17 protein-coding genes are annotated in these 18,502 nt (G+C 66.0%); 5 read left to right on the top strand and 12 right to left on the bottom strand.

Features of this window, described 5'->3' with window-relative positions:
- Positions 1 to 23: 23 nt before the first annotated feature.
- From tkt to R2676_RS03105, 11 genes are all read right to left on the bottom strand, one after another.
- On the bottom strand, positions 24 to 2,039 hold the full coding sequence (gene tkt / locus R2676_RS03055; RefSeq protein WP_206274287.1) for a transketolase: 2,016 nt from the start codon (positions 2,037 to 2,039) through the stop codon (positions 24 to 26).
- Between the two features lie 115 nt (positions 2,040 to 2,154).
- A complete protein-coding gene (gene dgoD / locus R2676_RS03060; protein WP_206274288.1) occupies positions 2,155 to 3,303 on the bottom strand; it encodes a galactonate dehydratase in 1,149 nt (382 codons plus the stop codon).
- Positions 3,304 to 3,323: 20 nt separating this feature from the next.
- Entirely contained in the window at positions 3,324 to 3,950 is a 627-nt protein-coding gene (locus tag R2676_RS03065) for a 2-dehydro-3-deoxy-6-phosphogalactonate aldolase (protein ID WP_027680545.1), read from the bottom strand.
- The gene (locus tag R2676_RS03070) at positions 3,947 to 4,753 is read right to left on the bottom strand and encodes an SDR family oxidoreductase (protein WP_206274289.1); all 807 of its coding nucleotides are present in this window, start codon (positions 4,751 to 4,753) and stop codon (positions 3,947 to 3,949) included. The genes R2676_RS03065 and R2676_RS03070 overlap by 4 nt, the downstream gene beginning before the upstream one ends.
- Positions 4,750 to 5,634: an aldose 1-epimerase gene (locus R2676_RS03075; protein ID WP_206274290.1), complete on the bottom strand. Its 885-nt coding sequence runs from the start codon at positions 5,632 to 5,634 to the stop codon at positions 4,750 to 4,752. Before R2676_RS03075 ends, R2676_RS03070 begins: the two co-directional genes overlap by 4 nt.
- A complete protein-coding gene (locus tag R2676_RS03080; RefSeq protein WP_316856602.1) occupies positions 5,615 to 6,529 on the bottom strand; it encodes an SMP-30/gluconolactonase/LRE family protein in 915 nt (304 codons plus the stop codon). The genes R2676_RS03075 and R2676_RS03080 overlap by 20 nt, the downstream gene beginning before the upstream one ends.
- Before the next feature lie 10 nt (positions 6,530 to 6,539).
- Positions 6,540 to 7,487, bottom strand: a complete 948-nt coding sequence (araH, locus tag R2676_RS03085) for an L-arabinose ABC transporter permease AraH (protein WP_249262918.1) — start codon at positions 7,485 to 7,487, stop codon at positions 6,540 to 6,542.
- Between the two features lie 77 nt (positions 7,488 to 7,564).
- The gene (gene araG, locus R2676_RS03090) at positions 7,565 to 9,100 is read right to left on the bottom strand and encodes an L-arabinose ABC transporter ATP-binding protein AraG (protein WP_206274292.1); all 1,536 of its coding nucleotides are present in this window, start codon (positions 9,098 to 9,100) and stop codon (positions 7,565 to 7,567) included.
- A 33-nt stretch (positions 9,101 to 9,133) separates the two neighbouring features.
- Positions 9,134 to 10,138 carry an arabinose ABC transporter substrate-binding protein gene (locus R2676_RS03095; protein WP_024972145.1) on the bottom strand — a complete coding sequence of 335 codons (1,005 nt, stop codon included), beginning with the start codon at positions 10,136 to 10,138 and terminating at the stop codon, positions 9,134 to 9,136.
- A 75-nt stretch (positions 10,139 to 10,213) separates the two neighbouring features.
- Positions 10,214 to 11,227 carry a 2-dehydro-3-deoxygalactonokinase gene (locus R2676_RS03100; protein WP_027680539.1) on the bottom strand — a complete coding sequence of 338 codons (1,014 nt, stop codon included), beginning with the start codon at positions 11,225 to 11,227 and terminating at the stop codon, positions 10,214 to 10,216.
- 170 nt (positions 11,228 to 11,397) lie between these two features.
- On the bottom strand, positions 11,398 to 12,474 hold the full coding sequence (locus tag R2676_RS03105; protein ID WP_206274293.1) for a porin: 1,077 nt from the start codon (positions 12,472 to 12,474) through the stop codon (positions 11,398 to 11,400).
- A 175-nt stretch (positions 12,475 to 12,649) separates the two neighbouring features.
- Here R2676_RS03105 and gcvA point away from each other — a divergent pair, with 175 nt between their 5' ends.
- The 4 genes from gcvA (at position 12,650) to R2676_RS03125 (ending at position 15,554) form a co-directional block, all read left to right on the top strand.
- A complete protein-coding gene (gene gcvA, locus R2676_RS03110; protein ID WP_027680389.1) occupies positions 12,650 to 13,576 on the top strand; it encodes a transcriptional regulator GcvA in 927 nt (308 codons plus the stop codon).
- 77 nt (positions 13,577 to 13,653) lie between these two features.
- Complete coding sequence (locus tag R2676_RS03115; protein ID WP_092972427.1) at positions 13,654 to 14,073, top strand: VOC family protein; 420 nt, start codon at positions 13,654 to 13,656, stop codon at positions 14,071 to 14,073.
- Positions 14,074 to 14,122: 49 nt separating this feature from the next.
- On the top strand, positions 14,123 to 14,872 hold the full coding sequence (locus R2676_RS03120; protein ID WP_206274294.1) for a 16S rRNA (uracil(1498)-N(3))-methyltransferase: 750 nt from the start codon (positions 14,123 to 14,125) through the stop codon (positions 14,870 to 14,872).
- Positions 14,873 to 14,954: 82 nt separating this feature from the next.
- Positions 14,955 to 15,554 (top strand): YidB family protein, encoded by a 600-nt coding sequence (locus tag R2676_RS03125; protein WP_206274295.1) that lies wholly within the window; start codon positions 14,955 to 14,957, stop codon positions 15,552 to 15,554.
- 56 nt (positions 15,555 to 15,610) lie between these two features.
- Here R2676_RS03125 and R2676_RS03130 read toward each other — a convergent pair whose 3' ends face one another.
- Positions 15,611 to 16,555 (bottom strand): LysR family transcriptional regulator, encoded by a 945-nt coding sequence (locus R2676_RS03130; protein WP_206274296.1) that lies wholly within the window; start codon positions 16,553 to 16,555, stop codon positions 15,611 to 15,613.
- Between the two features lie 199 nt (positions 16,556 to 16,754).
- On the opposite strand from R2676_RS03130, the gene R2676_RS03135 reads away from it, so the two are divergent.
- Entirely contained in the window at positions 16,755 to 18,491 is a 1,737-nt protein-coding gene (locus R2676_RS03135; protein WP_206274331.1) for an IlvD/Edd family dehydratase, read from the top strand.
- The last annotated feature ends 11 nt before the right edge of the window (positions 18,492 to 18,502 follow it).

Raw genomic sequence — 18,502 nt, forward strand, 5'->3', positions numbered from 1 at the left:
GGGTGCCGCGTACGCAAATTCAGTTAAGCAATGACGCTCTTGGCGGTGTTCACCACGTTCTCGACGGTGAAGCCGAAGTGCTTGAACAGCACGCCCGCCGGGGCGGATTCACCGAAGGTGTCGATACCGACCACGGCTTGCACCTGGTACTTCCACCAGAAATCGGTCACGCCCGCTTCCACGGCGATGCGCGGCACGCCGGCCGGCAGCACGCTCGCCTTGTAGGCCGAGTCCTGCTTGTCGAACACGGTCGTGGCGGGCACCGAAACCACGCGCGCGTGGATGCCCTCGGCGGCGAGCTGGTCTGCTGCACCGACCGCCAGGCCAACTTCCGAGCCGGTGGCGATGATGACCACGTCCGGCTTGCCGTTGGCGGCATCGCGGAGCACATAGCCGCCGCGCGCAATGGCTTCGCGCGTGTCCGGATTGCGCGCCTGGAACGGCAGGTTCTGGCGGCTGAAGATCAGGCAGCTCGGGCCGTTCTGGCGCTCGATGGCGGCGGCCCAGGCGACGGCGGTTTCGGTGGTGTCGGCGGTGCGCCAGACATCCATGTTCGGAATCAGGCGCAGGCTGGCAACGTGCTCGATCGACTGGTGCGTCGGGCCGTCTTCGCCCAGGCCGATGGAATCGTGCGTGAAGACGAAGATCGAGCGGATCTTCATCAGCGCGGCCATGCGCAGCGCGTTGCGGCTGTAGTCGGAGAACGTCAGGAACGTGCCGCCGTACGGAATGTAGCCGCCGTGCAGCGCGATGCCGTTCATGATGGCGCTCATGCCGAACTCGCGCACGCCGTAGTTGATGTGATTGCCCCAGGCATCCACACGCACGGCCTTGCTGCCGCTCCAGTTGGTCAGGTTCGAGCCGGTCAGGTCGGCCGAGCCGCCCAGCAGCTCGCCCAGCACCGGACCGTAGGCTTCGAGCGTGTTCTGGCTGGCCTTGCGCGTGGCAATGGTCTCAGCCTTTTGCTCGCACTTCTCGATGAACTCGGCGACGGCCTTGTCGAAGGCTTCCGGCAGTTCGCCGCGCATGCGGCGCTCGAACTGCGCGGCCTCGGCCGGGTAACGCTCGGAATACGCGTCGAACAGCGCGTTCCAGGCCTCTTCCAGCGCCTGGCCCTGACCCTTGGCATCCCAAGCGTCGTACACGGCTTGCGGAATTTCAAACGGTGCGTGCGGCCACGCCAGCGCTTCGCGCGCGGCAGCGATTTCCACGCCGCCCAGCGGGGCGCCGTGCACGTCGTGACCGCCTTCCTTGTTGGGCGCACCCTTGCCGATGAGCGTGCGGCAGCAGATCAGCGTCGGCTTGTCCGACTTCTTGGCTTCGGCAATCGCAGCTTCCACGGCGGCAACGTTATGGCCGTCGACGGCGCGGATCACGTTCCAGCCGTAGGCTTCGAAGCGCTTCGGGGTGTCGTCGTTGAACCAGTGAACGACGTCGCCGTCGATCGAGATACCGTTGTCGTCCCACAGCGCGATCAGCTTGTTCAGGCCCAGCGTGCCGGCCAGCGAGCACGCTTCGTGGCTGATGCCTTCCATCAGGCAGCCGTCGCCCAGGAAGACGTAGGTGTGATGATTGACGATGTCAAAGCCCGGGCGATTGAATTCCTGGCCCAGCAGACGCTCAGCAAGGGCCATGCCGACGGCGTTGGTGATGCCCTGGCCCAGCGGGCCGGTGGTGGTTTCCACGCCCGGGGTGATGCCGTATTCCGGGTGGCCGGCGGTCTTGCTGTGCAGCTGGCGGAAGTTCTTCAGTTCCGACATCGGCAGGTCATAGCCGGTCAGGTGCAGCAGCGCGTAGATCAGCATCGAGCCGTGCCCGTTGGACAGCACGAAGCGGTCGCGGTCGGGCCAGCGCGGGTTGAGCGGGTTGTGACGCAGGTGGCGGCTCCACAGTGCCACGGCGATATCCGCCATGCCCATCGGCGCGCCGGGGTGGCCGGAGTTGGCTTGCTGGACGGCGTCCATGGCAAGCACGCGAATGGCGCTGGCCATCAACTGGGTAGGCTGGGTGGTATTCGAGTGGAGGGCGGGGGCGGTCATGCGAACCTGCGGCAGGAGATAGGCGGGAAAACCGCGATTTTACCAGACGGGAATGACCCGGCTGGGGTGATCGCGGTCAGTAAAACGTGCTACGACGTCCCCTCCCCCGCCCGGCTTACCACTCGGCGACGGAACCGTCGGCGTGGCGCCACACCGGGTTGCGCCAGTCGGGTGCCTCCTTGCTCCGTTCGATGACCAGCGCCTCGTCGATGTCCACGCCCAGACCGGGCAGGCGCGGCGGGCGGATATAGCCGCCCTCCAGCGCAAAATCGGCCTTGTTTCGCACGTAATCGAGCAGTTCGGCGCCCTGGTTGTAATGGATGCCCATGCTCTGTTCCTGCAACGTGGCGTTCCAACTGACGAAATCCACGTGCAGGCAGGCCGCCAGCGCGATGGGGCCAAGTGGGCAATGCGGCGCCAACGCCACATCGTAAGCCTCGGCCATGGCGGCGATCTTCACGCATTCGGTAATGCCGCCCGCGTGAGACAGGTCCGGCTGCAGGATCGACACCCCGCCTGCCTCCAGCACCCGCTTGAAGTCGAAGCGCGAGAACATGCGCTCGCCGGCAGCGATGGGCAGATGGGTGTGGGCGGCCAGGCGGGCATAGGTTTCGGCCTGCTCGGCCAGCACGGGCTCTTCGATAAAGAGCGGGCGATACGGCTCCAGCTCCTTGATCAGCACCTTGGCCATCGGCGCAGACACGCGACCGTGAAAATCCAGCCCGAATTCGACGGTGTTGCCAAACGCCGAGCGAATCTCGGCAACCTTGGCGACCGCCGCGTCCACCGCGCGGGACGTGTCGATGATGCCCATCTCTTCGCAGCCGTTGAGTTTGAAGTGATCGAAGCCGCCGGCCTGCAGCGCCTTCATGCCGGCAATCACGTCGGCCGGGCGGTCGCCGCCGACCCAGCTGTAGGTGCGCATCTTGTCGCGCACGAGGCCGCCGAGCAGTTCGTACACCGGCACGCCCAGCACCTTGCCCTTGATGTCCCACAGCGCCTGGTCGATGCCGGCGATGGCGCTCATCAGGATCGGCCCGCCGCGATAGAAGCCGGCGCGGTACATGGTCTGCCACAGGTCGTTGATGCGGCTCGGGTCCTGGCCGACGAGGTAGTCGGACAGCTCGTGCACCGCCGCCTCCACCGTCCGCGCACGGCCTTCGATGACGGGTTCGCCCCAGCCGGTGACGCCCTCGTCGGTCTCGACTTTCAGGAACATCCAGCGCGGAGGCAGGCGGTAGGTGGTCAGGCGGGTGATTTTCATGGATCGAATCGAAGGTGCGTTCAGGTGCGGACAGATTGGACGGCGCGGTAGGCCGCGACAAAGGCGCGCGCGCGTTCGGCGGTGCGCTCCACGGGCTGGCCCGGGCGATACAGGTCGCTGCCGAGCCCGGCGCCGATGCAGCCGGCGGCAAGGTAATCGGCAAGGTTCTCCGGCGTGATGCCGCCGACGGCAAATACCGGCACGTCAGCGGGCAGCACGGCCTTGAGCGCCCGGACATAACCGGTCCCGAGATTGCCGGCCGGGAAGATCTTCAGCGCCTGCGCGCCTGCGTCGAGCGCGGCAAAAGCTTCGGTGGCGGTCATGCAGCCGATGCAGGTGACGAGCTTGCGTGCAGCGGCGGCGCGGATCACGTCTGCATTCGTATTGGGCGTCACGACGAGTTTGCCGCCGGCCGCGACCATCAGGTCAACGTCTTCGGGGCGCAGCACGGTGCCCGCGCCGATCAGCGCGCGGTCGCCAAAGGCACGCGCGGCGAGTTGCACGCTCTGCGCCCAGTCGGGCGAGTTCAGCGGAATTTCGATGGCGTCGAAACCGGCATCGACCAGCGCCTGCGTGTGCGCAAGCACCTCGTCAGGCCGGATGCCGCGCAGGATGGCGATCAGCGGAAGGTGGGTTGTCCAGGTCATTCGTGATAGAGCTGCGAGCGGCCGCCATCGATGAGGATGTCGGTCGCGTTGATGAAGCGCGCCTCGTCGGAGGCGAGGAACAGCGCGGTGTAGGCCACTTCTTCGGGCTCGCCGATGCGCTTGCACGGCAGCAGTTCGGCCTGGCGGCGGCGTTCGGCTTCCGGATCGGGAGCCGCGGTAAAGCCGGCCTCGGCAATCGGCGTGAGGATCAGTCCCGGCGAAATCGAATTGACGCGGATACCGCGCGCTGCATATTCGATACCCAGCGCACGCGTGAGCCCGATCAGCCCGTGCTTGGCCACCGGATACGGAAACGCGCCGGGAATGATCTTGTGCCCGTGCACCGACGCGATGTTGACGATGCTGCCTGCCCCGCGCGCCAGCATGTGCGGCAGCACGGCACGCGCGCAATGCCACGCGCCTTCCAGATCGACGGAAAGGCAGCGCGCCCAGTCGTCCTCGCTCAACGCGAGCGGATCGGAAAACACGTTGATGCCGGCGTTGTTGACCAGCACATCGATGCCGCCAAAGCGCTCGACGCCGGCAGCGACCATTGCGTCGATCTGGGCGCGCTCGCGCACGTCGGCTTGCACGAGGAGGATGTTGTCGTTGCCAACGCTGTTGCCAATTTCGGCGGCAAAGGCTTCGGCGCGCGCGTCACGCACCAGCGCGTTGACGATCACGCGCGCGCCGTGCTGCGCGAACAGCTTGGCAATCGCGCCGCCAATGCCTTGCGTGGCGCCTGTCACCAAGGCGACCTTGCCGGCAAGACGCGGCGGAAAAGACATCGGAGAAACAGTCATGCGTCAGTTCGGTTCACGGTGAATTGATAGCTGCGCTGCAGGCTCTGACCCGTGCCGAGAACCGTCAGCCCGTGGTCTTGCGGCAGGCCAGGTAAGTTGTGCGCGTTGATGGCGTGGTCGACCGGCTCGAAGCAGAAGAAGTCGTACCCGGCTGGGGTGTACAGCACATAGCGCGCCGTGTCGGCCGTGATCTGCACGGACAGGCGGCGGCTGGGCCAGACGATCTCGGCGTGGCCATCCCAGCCTTCAAAGCTGTGATTGATGGCGGCGTTGGCTTCGAGCTTCCGGAGCTTGCGAAAGTCTGCATCTGCATGTGGCGCCTGCAGAACCGTCGGCAGATGGTCCGATGCGGATTGCCACATGGCCGTTGCGCTGGCGAGCAACCGAACATCGGGCGTGCGCGGAAAGAACGGATGCACGCCCAGCCCGAACGGCAGCGGCGCGCCTTCGTTGCGTACCGTCAGCGAGATTTCCAGCGTGTTGCCCGCGAGCGTGTAGCGCTGCGTCGTCAGGTAGCAAAAGGGGCGGCCGTGGTCGACCGTTGCGGCGAGTTCGACTGACGTGTCCGTTTGTGAGACCACCTCCCACGGCATCAGCCAGCCGTGGCCGTGCAGCGGATACGCTTCGTCGTCACGCGTGCCCGGCACGTCGATGGTCCGCCCCTCGAACTGGAAGCGCCCACCGCCGATGCGGTTGGACCACGGCACGAGCGGAAAACAGGCGAGCGCTCTCGGATCGTGCAGCGCGGCTTCTGCTGTCCCCGGCCGGAAGATCGGCGCGACATCGCCGTCACGCAGCAGATCGAAACGCAGCAAGCCGCCACCGGCTTCGGGCAATACCTCGGCGCGTAGCGTGCCGTTTTCAAGCTGCAACGTAGGCATGGCCGAACCGGCCCTCCGGCAATCCGCGTACGTCCGGCACGGCAAGCTGCAACGTCGCGCCGGCATGCACGTCTTCTGCCAGGCGGCGCGCCGACAAGCCGTCGCGCGCCGTCGTCAGATACAGCGTGTCGAGCGCCTCGCCGCCAAATGCCGGGCAGGTGGGCTGCGATGCCGGCACGGACACGCGCGCCAGCACGCGGCCGTCCGGTGCGTAGCGCGTCAGTCGGTTGCCGCCCCACTCGGCATTCCACAGGCAGCCGTCTGCGTCGACGGTGGAGCCATCCGGCGAGCCCTTGTGGGCGCCATCGGCATCCCGGTCACGCAGATCGGCGAAGGCGCGAATATTGGCGACTGCGCCGGTCTGCCCGTCGTAGTCGCACGCGTGGATGCGCCGGCTGTTGGTATCGCACCAATACCTGGTCTCGCCGTCGGGGCTGAAGGCGATGCTGTTGGCGATGGCAATGTGCGGCAGCGCCAGGCGTTGCAACGTGCCCATCGGCGTGAAGCGATAGAAGCTGCCGGTGGCTTCGGGGCCGCCCTCGTGCAGCGTGCCGAAGACGTAGTTGCCGGAGCGGTCTGCGCGACCGTCATTGACGCGCGTGGTCGGGTTGTCGGATTCGACGTCAGCCAGCAGCGTGAGCGAGCCGGTGCGCGTGTCGAAGCGGGCAATGTTCTTGGCGAGGCCGAGGATCAGCACGCTTGGCTCGTCCGTCAGCACGAAAGAGCCGACGCGTTGCGGCAGCGGCCATTGGCGCTCCTGCCCCGTCGCCGGATCGTGCTGCCACAGCAGCGATTCCTGGATGTCGGTCCACCAGAGCACGCGCAGGGCGTCGTCCCAAACGATGCCTTCGCCCAGCGTGCAGCGCAGATCGGACAGCGTGGTTGCGGATGTCATCTGCACGGCCTCACTCACGGCCGCCGCGGTTCTTCAACTGGTCGACCAGCACCGCCGCCAGCAGAATCGCGCCGCGCACGAGGTACTGGTAAAACGCGTCGATGTTCAGCAGGTTCATCGCGTTCTGCACGGTGCCCATGATCAGCACGCCGACCAGCACCCCGCTGATGGTCGCGCGACCGCCGAGCAGCGACACGCCGCCCAGCACGCAAGCCGAAATCACGTTCAGCTCAAAGCCTTGCGCCGCATTCGGCTGGCCGCTGGTGATGCGCGCGGCCAGGATCACGCCCGCCAGCGCGGCAATCACGCCCTGGATCAGGAAGATCACGATGCGCGTCATGTTGACGTTCACGCCGGCCAGCCGCGCGGCTTCCGGGTTGCCGCCAATCGCCAGCGTATTGCGGCCGTAGATCGTCTTGTTGAGCAGCACGCCAAACACGACAAAGCACAGCGCCGCGACCCACACCGGCGTCGGCACACCAAAAAAGATCGTGTTTCCGAGGTCGAAGAAATCCATGTCGGACACGCCCACCGCCTGCCCATGCGAGGCGATGAAAGCGAGGCCGCGCACGATTTCCATCGTGGCCAGCGTTGTGATCAGCGCATTGATCTTCAGCTTGGCGATCACGAAACCATTGATGCCGCCGATGATCGCCCCCGCCACCAGGCTCGCGCCAATGCCGAGTGCAATGCTGCCGGTGGCGTTGATGATCATGGCGCACAGCACGCCGGCAAACGCCACCGTGGAGCCGATCGACAGATCGAAATCACGCGATGCCAGACAGAACATCATCGTGCAGGCGACCATGCCGATCTGCGAGACGGACAACGCAAGGCCGACCATGTTCTGCCACGAGAAGAAATACTCGACGGAGAACGACAGCGCGGCAAACAGAATGGCGAAGATCAGCGGCAGGCTGAAATCGTCCAGCAGGCGAAGCAGGCGCGTCTTGTTCATGGCAGAGCGTGCCGATGCGGCGAGCGCATCGGAATGTTGCAGGGGTTGAGACTGGGACATCTTGGACTCCGGGGTTCTCATGCCGCCAGCGGCGGCAAAGGTGCGGACGGCAACGGCGCGGACTCTGGCCGCAGCGCGAGCTTGAGCACGGCTTGCTCGTTGGCCTGTTCGCGCGGCAATTCGCCGGCGATGCGGCCTTCGCTCATCACGAGCACGCGGTCGGCCACACCGAGGATTTCCGGCAGCTCGCTGGAAATCATCAGCACGGCCACGCCGCGTTCGGCCAGCTCGTACAGCACCTGGTAGATCTCGTTCTTGGCACCAACGTCGATACCGCGCGTGGGCTCGTCGATGATCAGCACGCGCATGTCGTCTTCGGCCAGCCAGCGCGCCAGAATCGCCTTCTGCTGATTGCCGCCCGACAGCAGGCGGATCGGCTGCTCGCGGTTAGGCGTCTTGATGCGCAGCCGGTTGATGTAGTGATCGGCCGTCTTCGCTTCCTGCCGGTCGTTGACGAACAGGCCGAAGCGGCGCTGGTTGCGCCGGCAGCTGATGTTGATGTTCTCCGACACCGAGCGGCAGCCGATGATGCCCTCTTCCTTGCGGTCTTCCGGGCACAGCACGATGCCTTGGCGAATGGCATCGGCCACATCCCGGATGCGGATCGGCGCGCCATCGAGCGTGATGCTGCCCGCCGTCTTGCGATCGGCCCCGTAGATCAATCGCGCCAGTTCCGAGCGCCCTGCGCCCACCAGCCCGAAGAGGCCGACAATCTCGCCGCGGCGTACGGACAGGCTTGCCGGCTCAGCCAGCTTCGGGCCCATCAGGCCATCCACCTGCAAGCGCACCTCGCCCAGCGGCCGCGCGCGGTAATCGAAGATGTCGTCGATCTGGCGGCCGACCATCTGCGCCACCAGCTCGTCGCGCGTGACGTTGGCCATCGACGGGAAATCCGCCACCTTGCGGCCGTCGCGGAAGATCGTGCAGCCATCGCACAGTTCGAAAATCTCATCGAGCCGGTGCGAGATGTAGATCAGCGCGCGGCCCTGCGCGCGCAGGTCTTTCACGAGGCGGAACAGGATGTCGGTCTCGCGGATCGACAGCGAACTCGTCGGCTCGTCCAGCGCAATCACGCGCGCATCGCGCAGGATCGCCTTGCAGATCTCGACCATCTGGCGCTGGCCGATCGACAGGTGCTTCAGCTTGGCGCGCGGGTCCAGGTCGACGCCGATGCGGCCGAGCTGCTCGCGCGTCCACGCCATCGCCTCGCGCTGACGGATAAACCCGCCGCTGGCCGGCAGGTGGCCGAGCAGCAGGTTGTCCATCACCGTCAGCTCGGGCACCGTCTGCAGCTCCTGATGGATGACCGCAATGCCGGCATCCAGCGCCGCGCGCGTGGTCGGGAACGCGGTCGGCGTTCCCTCGACGACGATCTGCCCGCCATCGGGCTGATAGTCGCCGCCCAGGATCTTCAGCAGCGTCGACTTGCCCGCGCCGTTCTCGCCCAGCAAGCCGTGCACGCGACCGCATTCGATGCCGAACGACACATCGGACAGCGCCCGCACACCCGGAAACACCTTGCTGATGCCACGAAACTCAAGAAACGCCGACATGGCAAGTCTCCTTCAACAACGTCATCCGCAAGATCACAGACCCATCTCTTGGCGGACGGCCTTTTCGTTGTCGCGCGTCATCAGGCGGCCGCTGGTCAGGATGAGCGGGTCCGGCGCCTTGTTGTTCTTGATCCACTCGTACATGTTCACCGAGGTCTCGTAGCCGTGACGCTTCGGGCTGATCAGCACGGTGCCGAAGAAGCCGGTCTTCTCGGGCTTGGCGAACTCGTTGAGCGCCGACTGGCTGCCGCCGATGCCCACCCCGATGATGTCGGCCGGCTTCACGCCGTGGCCTTCCGCCGCACGCACGGCGCCCAGCACGGCTTCGTCATTCAAGCCGAAGGCAATCCAGTGCTTGAACTTGGGGTTCTTGGTCAGGGTGATGTTGGCGGCGTTGAACGCAGCTTCGGTATCCGTCTTGGCCTGCGGGCTGGTCAGTACGTTGGCGGCCGGGAAGCCCGCCTTGGTGAGCGCGGCGACGGCGCCGTCGGTGCGTTCCTTGGCGGTCGGCAGCTGGTCATAGGCGATGCGGATAGCACCGACTTCCGACAGGTTCCAGCCGCGCTTCTTCATCTCCTGCGCGATGGCATCGCCCACCTGTTCGCCGATCTTCGTGGCCGAGATGCCCATGTGCGGCACGGCTTCGATCGGCTTGCCTGCGCCGTCGACCAACCGGTCATCCACCGTCATCAGCTTGAGGTTGTTCTGCTTGGCCTTGGCGACGACCGCCGGTCCGAGCTTCACGTCGGGCACGCAGATCACGAAACCCTGCGCGTGCTGCGCGCCCAGGTTGTCGATGGCGGTCAGCACTTCGCCGCCGCTGGGCACGCCGATCTTCACCAGCTTGAAGCCTTTCTCCTTGGCCGCCTGGTCTGCGAACTTCCATTCGTCCTGGAACCACGGCTCTTCGGGCTGCTTGACCAGGAAGCCGATCTTCACGTCATCGGCTGCATGGGCAAACACCGAGAGGCCGCCGGCCATGGCGAACAGCGTGGCGGCCGCAATGGCCTTGAATGTCCCGCGTCGTTGTTGTTGCATGTTGTCTCCTTGCGATGCCGTCATTGCGGCATCTGTTCTGCGTTGGATGAAAGAGGGATGGCGTACGCGCCGGCCTTACGCCACCTTCAAGGTTTTGACCAGGCCGCGCTCGCGTGCGATGGCGATCGCGCCGCTGCCGGCCAGGTGTTCCTGCTGTTCACTGCTGGTGACGGTGACCTTGCCCGAGAAGAAATCGTCGTCCGATACCAGCACGGCCAGCGCTTCGCGCAGCAGCGGCTTGCCCGTGATGACGAACTGCGTGCCCGGATTCATGCGGATCGCGCTGCTGTTCTTGAGCGTGAGCAGATCCGCGCCCAACACCGCGCCCAGCAGGAAGTTGGCCCGCGCATTGCGCTCGTAGATCGTGAACTGGCCCAGCGTGCGCACCATGAAGCAGGCACGCCCCAGCCCGATGCTGCTGGCGCTGCGCGCGCCGGAGAGCAACATTTCCGGATCGACCTCGGTGGCAAAGTCGGAGTCGAGCGCGTCGGCCAGGATGGTGTTGTGCGTGATCACGTGGAGCAGCTCGCCGGCCAGCGTCGTCACACAGCCGGTGATGCGCTGGTCGGCGTCCAGGTGCACAAACTTCGAGTGCGACCCGGGCAGCACGATCACCGCCGGCTCCGTGATGCCCAGACGCGAAACCAAACCCATGGTCTCGACCTCTTCGCCGCGCATCATGTCCATCGACTCGATGTTGTGCAGGCCGAGGTTGTCCACCGGATTGCGCACGCCCGGCACAAACCAGATCGGCTGGGCGCACACCTCGGGGATGCTCGCCTGCACCATCCCGGCCGCCAGGTCGCGCAGGCCGGCCGGCGCCATCAGGTGCGGGACTTCGTGCAGGCCGACGTTGGAGGTGATCATGCCGGACGCCAGCACCAAGTCGACCTGGCTCATGCCGAACCCGGCCTTCTGCAGCGCAGCTTCAATCGTGTCTTGCACGCCGCGCTGCAGCGTCGTCCGGTTGCCGGTGATGGCGGTGTCGCGCACGCCAACCTGGCGCGCAGCCTGGCAAAGCGCAACGTCGTCGCGCCAGACCGTAACGCGTGTGTTGGTGGTACCGGTATCGATGGTGAGGATGTTCATGCGTGGCATTGCTTGGTGTGACTTGGGACACGGCCCGGGTTAAACCATCCATGCGCCGCGGGCGGCCCCAGGTTGACTTGAGAGCTGCCGCCGCTCATGAGGACGTCGTCCGGAAACGGCAGCATCGCGGGGTCAATCTTGGGGGTGCGCACCACGATCATGAGCGGTTTTTAGAACGAGTGAACGATACCCGTATAGGCACCCAGCTGGTTCTTGCCCGGGGCCGGGTTGTTGTTGGTCGCTTCCACCGAGAAGTTGGCGGTGGAGCTGTTCTGCACCGTGCCCACGCTCGCGTACAGCATCGTGCGCTTGGACAGGTTGTAGTTCGCGCCGGCCATGAACAGGTTGGCGTTGCCGCCGCCGTGGTTCACATTGACGCGGTAGGCCGCGCCGATCAGCGTCAGCGCCGGCGTGACTTCGTAGTTGATGCCCAGCCAGTAGTGGTTCGCCTTGGTCGGCGCGCCCGCTGCGGCATCCGGCGCCGACAGGTTTTCATACGCCGCAAACAGCTTCGCCTTGCCGATGGTGTACGTGCCGCCGATCGTCGCTTCCTTCGAGAAGTTGAAGATGTCGCTGAACTTGCCGTTGCCGTCGCGGATCACGTCGTAGATCGCGCGCACTTCCAGCGGGCCGGCCGTGTAGACGGCGGACACGCCATCGCGGCGGCTGTTCGTGAACGAACCCGGTTGTTCGCCCAGGCCCGTCTGCAAGCCGATCTGGAAGCCGCCCCAGGTCGGGCTTTGATATTCGACGATGTTGTTCGCGCCCGGCCAGTTGCGCCCGCGCACGAGCGTGGCCGAGCCGATGAACTGCTGTCCGGTCGGGTCGAGGAACCAGACGTCGTTGCTGATGAAGAGGTTCTTGCCGGCCGTCAACGTGCCCCAGGTCGGGCTGGACAGGCCGACGTACGAACGGCGGTTGAAGAGCGCATCGCCATTGGTTTTGCCCTGGGCTGCACCGAAGCCGGATTCAAGCCGGAACACTGCCTGCAGGCCACCGCCGAGATCCTCCTTGCCCATGAACCCGAACATGCTGGTCCCCCACTGGTTGTCCGCGGCGCGCCAGAGGCTGCCGCCCGGCGAGGTCGCGGTGGGGGCGACGTTGTTCTGGTAGTCGATGCCGCTGGCAACGCGGCCGTACAGCGTGACGTTGGTTTGTGCGAGGGCGGGAGCGGTCCAGCCGGCGAGCGCGAAGGTGAGCCCAAGCGCGCACGCCGACATCCCGCGAACAGCGGTGGTTCGATTCATGACGTCTCCTGAAATGTTTTTGTAGGCGGGGTCCGGTGCGTCGCGTGGTTTGAGATCGCTGGAGGCACACACCAGGCATCGTCACCGTCCCCAGGCGCATTTGTAGTCGGGGCCGCCTTAACGTGGCAAACTACAAATTCTTCGCGAGACGTTAAATTTTTCTTAACGAGAACGCATGCCACGGCGCCTCCCTCCCCTTAATGCATTGCGCGTCTTTGAAGTCGCGGGCCGCCACCTGAGTTTCAGCCGGGCCGCAGACGAGCTTTGCGTCACCAATGCCGCCGTCAGCCACCAGATCAAGCAGCTCGAAGATCATCTGGGGAAAAAGCTCTTCGCGCGCCGCAACAACCAGCTCACGCTCACAGACGCCGGCGAGAACTACCTGCCCCGCGTGCGCGACGCGCTGCGTGCGCTCGAACAAGCCACCGACCTGTTGATGGACACCGCCGATGCGCCCCTGCGCGTGGCCGTGCCGCCAACCTTCGGCGCCAAGTGGCTGGTGCCGCGGCTGTACCGCTTCTTCAACCAGCACCCGCACGTGCGCGTCGAGGTGTCGACCGCTGACGTGCAGGACCACGGCCAGTTCGATCTGTGCATCGACGACCGGCAAGTCAACGCACCCAACCTGCGCGTCGAGTGGTTCACCTCCACCGACTTCTTTCCGGTATGCAACGCCACGCTGCAGGCCGCGATCCGGATGCCGCAGGACCTGGCCACACAAACGCTGCTGCACGAGCGCGGCGGACGCCATCTCGCGCACCATCCGACGTGGCGGCAATGGCTCGACGAAGTCGGCGTCGCGCACATCGACGCCACGCGCGGGCCCGCGTTTTCCGAGGCGCTGATGGCCCTGCAGGCCGCCATTGACGGCCAAGGCGTGGCGCTCGGCCAGGGCATCCTCGTCGAATACGACATCGCCGCCGGGCGCCTGATGCGGCCGCTGGCGACTGAGGCCTCGCTGCGCCTGTCGTACTACCTGATCCACCCGCACCAGGCGGCCGAGCACGCGGGCTTTGCACTGTTCCGCCAATGGCTCGTCGATGAAGTGGCGCGCAGCGGCGGGCGACCGCGCAACCAGTCGGCGGCAGGCGAGGTGTTTTGATTTCTTTTTGATTGTGGTGCGGCCGGCGCTCTACACTACTCGTCCCTGGTTGCATCGCGCCGAAGAAGGAGCCCGCCATGAGCTTCCCCCGCCCCGCCAACACGCCGTGGCTCGTCCCGTACCTGACCGTGCGCGACGCCTCGGCCGCCATCGCCTTCTATCGCAACGCGTTCGGTTTCGGTGTGCAGGATGAGGTGCACGACCATGGCCGCCCGATCCACGTCGAGATGACGTACCAGGGCCAGCTCATGCTGATGTTTGCGCCCGAAGGCGCCTTCGGCTCCACCGCCAAAGCCCCCGCGGGCGCCGGCTTTGAATGCCCGCAGAGTTTCCATCTGTATTGCGACGACGTCGACACCGTGTACCAGCACGCGCTCGACCAGGGCGCCGCGTCCATCATGGCGCCGCACGATGCTTTCTGGGGCGAACGCTACGCCGCCGTGCGCGACCCCGATGGCTACCGCTGGGGCCTCGCCTGCCGGCCCGCCGCGGCCTGATCGCGCCATCGTCTGCTCGCCTGACCGATTCACCACAAGGATTGCTGTAATGGGGCTTCCCCGTTTTTTCGTCGACACGCCGCTCGCCCCCAACACTACCGTCACGCTGCCCGAGGCCGTTACGCGCCACATCCACGTGCTGCGCCTGGCCGCCGGCGATGACGTCTGCCTGTTCGATGGCTCCGGCCACGAATTCCGTGCGCGGCTCGACGCCATCAACAAGCGCGATGCCACTGCCAGCCTTGCAGACGCCACGCAGCCCGACACCGAAGCGCGCTACGCCATCACGCTCGCGCAAGGCATTGCCGGTGGCGACAAGATGGATTGGCTGATCGAGAAGGCCGTCGAACTGGGCGTCAATGCCGTCGCGCCGCTGCAGACCGAACGCGGCGTGGTGCGACTCTCCGGCGAGCGTGCCGCCAAGCGCGTGCAGCACTGGCAAGCACTGGTGCAGGCCGCCTGCGAGCAATGCGGCCGCGCCCGCGTGCCGGTGGTGGCGCCGGTCGCCCCGCTGCGCGAATGGCTTGCCACCGCCAAGTCGACCGACGCGCCGCGCGTGTTGCTGTCACCGCGCGGCACGCAGTCGCTCACGCAGTGGGCGGTGCAGTCGCGCACGCACATCGAAGGCAACGGCATCGTCCTGCTGATCGGCCCCGAGGGTGGCCTCTCCCCCGACGAAGAAGCGCTTGCCGAGGCTGCCGGTTTCTTACCACTGACACTTGGGCGACGTATTCTGAGAACGGAATCGGCGGCGCTTGTTGCCGTCTCCGCGCTGCACGCCGTGCTCGGCGAGTTCTAAGTTCTGACGACGAAACACTGACCGTTTGATCCCCCGGCGGGCCTCATCCCCCGTGCCCGCCATTGACCAAAGGAGCTTCATCATGGGTCTACTCGATTCGATTCTCGGCGGCGGCAATGACGCCAGTGGCGCGCAATCGTCCTTGCTGGGCAACAAGAAGGTGCTGCTGGCCGTGGGCGTGCTGGCCTACCTGGCAATGAAGCACAAGTCGCAGGGCGCGGGCGATGCAGCCGCGCCGCAGGGGCAGGAAGATCAGGGCGGCGGCCTGTTCGGCTCGCTGGGTGGCTTGCTTGGTGCGGCAGGCGGTGCAGGCGCGCTGGGCAGCCTGCTCGGCGGTGCAGGCGGAGCCGGCGGTCTTGGCGGTCTGCTCGGCGGTTTGCTGGGCGGCGGCAGCGGCAATGCGGATCAGGCGGCGGTCAGTGGCCTTGGGCCGCTGCAGCAAATCCTGGAACAAGCCGGTCTGGGCGAACAGGTCAAATCGTGGATCGGCAATGGTCAGAACCTGCCGGTGTCGGGCGAGCAGATCACGCAGGCACTGAGCGGCACGGGCGCGCTGGAGGAGGTGTCGAAACTGGCGGCCAACTTCGGCATCAACGAAGGCGATCTCGCCAACCAGCTTGCCGAAGGCCTGCCCGAAGCGGTCAATCACCTCACGCCGCAGGGCGTTGTACCGGCAGCCTGAACGCCATCGCTGCACAGAGAAAAGCCCGCAATTGCGGGCTTTTTTTTCGAGGGCCATCAAGCCGCGCCGTAGGCTGTTCGACCCGCGTCGCGCAGCGCCTGCACCACATGCAGCGCCGCCGGCGACAACAAACGGTCCGTGCGCGTGATGATGCCGAAATCGTCCATCTGGCACGGCATGGCCAGCGGAAGAATCGCCAGCATGCGGTACGACGCGTAGTACTGCGCGACATCGGTGCCGATCACGGCCAGCATGTCGCTCTGCTCCAGGATGCGCGTCAGGAAAAGCAGCGCAGAGGTTTCGACTACGCTGGACGGCGCTGTCAGGCTCTCCCGCTGGAACATCAGATCGAACCGGTGACGCAGCACGCTGCCGATGGGCGGCACCACCCAGGTGGCGGGCTGCACATCGGCCAAGGTCAGCGACGGTTCTGCCAGCAGCGGATGCCCCGGCCGCGCCACCGCAACCACCGGTTCGTCGGCCAGCGGCTCGTAGCGCAGGTGCAGTTTGTCATGCTCGGCAAACAGCCTGCCGACCACCAGGTCGAGCTTGTCCTGCGCAAGGCGTTCGAGCAGCACGTTGCTGCTTTCGATTTCAAGCGACACCCGCAGCCCCGGATGCTCGCGCGTGATCTGCGCCACCACCGGCGGCAACAGCCGCACGCCCGGCGAGGTGATGGTGCCCACCGCCACGTGCCCCAGGTGGCCGGCCTTGAGGCCGAGCACCTCCTCCTGCGCCTGGTCCAGGCTGCCGACGACGGCGCGCGCGTGCCGGATCAGCGCATCGCCATAGCGCGTGGGCCGCATGCCGCGCGGCATGCGTTCGAACAGCTGCACATCCAGCATGGCCTCCAGTTCGCGCAGCAGCTTGGAGGCGGCGGGCTGCGTCATGTTGAGCGCAGCGGCCGCGCGGTGGATGTTGCCCTCCTCGGCCAGGGCGATCAGCAGCAGCAGTTGTCGCGTCTTCAGGCGCGCACGGACATACCAGGGGCTGTTCGACATCGGGTCTTCCTCGAGATATCAAATCGGATATCGGTCACGGCCAATATTTCATTGGAAGGATATCAGGGCGCTCCGTACACTCGGTCCGATCAAAAAACCACAACCACACCGGAGACAACGGACGTGCCGCGCGCCCCGCAAGTGCCGCGCTGCCGGTCGACGCGCGCGCCTCGACAAGCCGTCCGTGACACACGCACCCATGTCGGAATCGAAACCCAAGTTGCGCTCGGCCCAATGGTTCGGCACTGCCGATAAGAACGGCTTCATGTATCGAAGCTGGATGAAGAACCAGGGCATCCCCGACCACGAATTCGACGGCCGCCCGATCATCGGCATCTGCAATACCTGGTCGGAACTGACGCCGTGCAACGCGCATTTCCGCAAGCTGGCCGAACACGTCAAGCGCGGCATTTACGAGGCGGGCGGCTTTCCGGTGGAGTTTCCGGTGTTCTCCAACGGCGAATCGAACCTGCGCCCCACCGCCATGCTCACGCGCAACCTCGCAGCCATGGATGTGGAAGAGGCGATTCGCGGCAACCCGATCGACGCGGTGGTGCTGCTCACCGGCTGCGACAAGACCACACCCGCCCTGCTGATGGGCGCGGCAAGCTGCGACGTGCCGGCCATCGTCGTGACGGGCGGGCCGATGCTCAACGGCAAGCTCGACGGCAAGAACATCGGCTCGGGCACGGCGGTGTGGCAGCTGCACGAATCGCTCAAGGCCGGCGAGATCGACCTGCATCACTTCCTGTCCGCCGAGGCGGGGATGTCGCGCTCGGCCGGCACGTGCAACACGATGGGCACGGCGTCCACCATGGCGTGCATGGCCGAAGCGCTCGGCACATCGCTGCCGCACAACGCAGCCATTCCCGCGGTGGATGCGCGGCGCTACGTGCTTGCGCACATGTCAGGCATCCGCATCGTCGAGATGGCGCTGCAAGGGCTGACGCTGTCCAAGATCCTCACGCGCGCTGCATTCGAGAACGCCATCCGCGTCAACGCGGCCATTGGCGGCTCGACCAACGCGGTGATCCACCTCAAGGCGATTGCGGGGCGCATCGGCGTGCCGCTTGAGCTGGAAGACTGGTCGCGCATCGGCCGGGACACCCCGACCATCGTCGACCTGATGCCCTCGGGGCGCTTCCTGATGGAGGAGTTCTATTACGCCGGCGGCCTGCCCGCCGTGCTGCGCCGCCTTGGCGAGGCCAAGCTTCTGCCGCACCCCGATGCGTTGACGGTCAACGGCAAGACGCTGTGGGAGAACGTCAAAAACGCGCCCATCACCGACGACGAAGTCATCCGGCCGCTCACGAATCCGCTGATCGACGATGGCGGCATTCGCGTGCTGCGCGGCAATCTCGCGCCGCGCGGTGCGGTGCTTAAGCCGTCGGCGGCCAGTCCGGAATTGCTAAGGCATCGCGGCCGCGCGGTCGTGTTCGAGAACCTTGAACACTACAAGGAACGCATCGTCGACGAGACCTTGGAGGTGGACGCCAGCTCCGTGCTGGTGATGAAGAACTGCGGGCCGAAGGGCTATCCGGGCATGGCCGAGGTCGGCAACATGGGCCTGCCGCCCAAGCTGCTGCGCCAGGGTGTGAAGGACATGGTCCGCATTTCCGACGCGCGCATGAGCGGCACCGCCTACGGAACCGTCGTGCTGCACGTGGCGCCCGAAGCTGCCGCTGGCGGGCCGCTGGCCGCGGTGCAGGACGGCGACTGGATCGAACTCGACTGCGAGGCCGGCACGCTGCACCTGGACATCGACGACGCCGAACTTGCACGCCGCATGGCGGCTTATCAGGCGCCGCGCTCCCATGGTGAAGGCGGCGGCTACCAGCGCCTGTACGTCAATCACGTGCTCCAGGCCGACGAGGGCTGCGACCTCGATTTCCTGGTCGGCTGCCGTGGCGCCGCCGTGCCGCGCCACTCGCACTGAGCGGGGGAAAG

Source organism: Ralstonia flatus (assembly GCF_958439105.1).
Taxonomy (GTDB): domain Bacteria; phylum Pseudomonadota; class Gammaproteobacteria; order Burkholderiales; family Burkholderiaceae; genus Ralstonia; species Ralstonia flatus.